The sequence below is a fragment of the Dietzia sp. DQ11-44 genome, from assembly GCF_014145205.1.
Classification (GTDB): Bacteria; Actinomycetota; Actinomycetes; order Mycobacteriales; family Mycobacteriaceae; genus Dietzia; species Dietzia natronolimnaea.
In genome coordinates, this window is the sequence record NZ_JAALEC010000148.1 from 1 (window position 1) to 1,793 (window position 1,793).

Genomic DNA, 1,793 nt, shown 5'->3' on the forward strand with positions numbered 1-1,793 from the left:
GGCGGTTCGGGGGTGCGGGTGCCGGGCACCTCGTCGAGCGCGGTGTCGGGGTCGGACCCCGTGCCCCATGTGTACGGGGTGTCGACGGTGTACCCGGTGTCCCACGGGTCGTCGCCGAACACCGCGTGGGGGACGTCGTTGAGATAGGCCGAGACATCGGACGCATCGGCGATGCCGATGAACACGTCCTGATCGGGGACCACCGGGGTCGCGCGGAGCTGGATACTGATCAGGTCGTCGAGACCGAACGTGCCGACGGTGGCGCCCTCGTCGACGTGGACCGTGAGGGGCGCGGTCGTGATGGCGTGGCCGACGGTCTGGAGTCGATCGGTGTCCGTGTAGGCGTAGCGACCGTCGCGCTGGGAGGCCTCGGCCACCATGAGAGCCGCGCCGGTGGCGGTCATCCCGAGGCCGAACACGGCCAGCAGGACCCCCGCGACGAGCATGACCCAGTTCACCGGGCGGGTTCGGGGAGAGTGGTGGACTGTGGCGGAGGACGGCCCGGACGGGGCGTCATGTGGAGTTGCCATGATGAGTCCTTGTGCAGTGGGGTGCGGATCCACCAGGGACGGCGCATCCGCCTACATGAGGTGACGTTACTCTTATACGGGCAGTGTGACGCCCGTTTACTCGGGTCTCCAGCCCCGGCTCCAACCCCACCATCGGCCCCCTTCACCCCCGGTCGTCCTCGGTCCCGGACCCGGCCCCCGCGACTCTCCGCCCGTGGGGTGGGCGGCCATCGCCGCGATCTGCGCCTTCGGCCTGACATACCTACTGGTACAGCGGCCGTGGCGGCGCCGCATCGAATCGCGGACCGATGCGCTCGTCCCGGGCGCGGGCGAGGAGGCCTCACACATCCCTCGGGATGACATCGCGGCGATCAGGCAGGCCCCGCTCGTGTCGACCGCGAGAACAGAGGGGCAGCGGTGCGGGTCGCGGCGCGCGGGTCAGGGCCGCGGCGCGGAGAACCCCGTCGCGGGCAGCGAGTGGAACCCGCGGGTGAACGGCGAGAGCGCCCGGACGGCCGCGCCCCTGTCGACCCCGATGGCCGGGTGCGCGGCGTAGAGCTCCTCCAGGGCGATCCGCGCCTGCAGACGCGCGAAGTGCGAGCCGATGCAGAAGTGCGGGCCGCGGGCGAACCCCAGGTGCCCGGTGATCTCCCGGGTGATGTCGAGCTCCTCGGCGGTGGGACCGAACTCGCGCTCGTCGCGGTTGGCCGAGCCGTAGAGCATCATCACCTTCTCCCCCGCCGGGATCGTCACCCCGCCCACCGTCACCTCACGGATGGTCGTCCGCGCGAGCGCCTGCACGCTGGACTCGAAGCGCAGGCACTCGGAGAGCGCGCCGGGGATCAGCCCCGGGTCCGCCACGAGCAACTCCCGCTGCGGCGGGTGCTCGTCGAGCAGCGCGACGGTGTGCGAGATGAGATTGCCGGTGGTGTCGTTGCCGCCCGCCACGATCACGAAGCAGAACCCCAGGATGTCCCAGTCGTCCAGCCTCTCGCCGTCGATCTCGGCCTGCGTCAGGGCGGAGACGAGGTCTTCTCCCGGGCTCGTGCGCCGCTCGGCGATGAGCTCCCCGAAGTAGGCGAACATCTCCGCCACCGCCGCCGCCGCACCGCCCTCGAGGCCCGCCGGACGGAACCCCTCCTCCTGCAGGGTCGTCAGCGCGCTGACCCACGGGCCGAACCGGGGGCGGTCCGCTGCCGGCAGGTCGAACAGCTGGGCCAGCACGAAAGTGGGGATCTGCGAGCTGAAGTCCCGGTGCAGGTCGACCACCTCGTCGTCGTCGTC

At 71.3% G+C, this 1,793-nt stretch carries 1 protein-coding gene and 1 pseudogene; both read right to left on the bottom strand.

The window, feature by feature from the left end:
* Positions 1-530, bottom strand: a pseudogene (locus G6018_RS04680) (hypothetical protein); the annotation flags it as partial.
* Positions 531-947: 417 nt separating this feature from the next.
* A partial coding sequence (locus G6018_RS04685; protein WP_182638910.1) for a cytochrome P450 occupies positions 948-1,793 on the bottom strand: 846 nt, incomplete at its 5' end.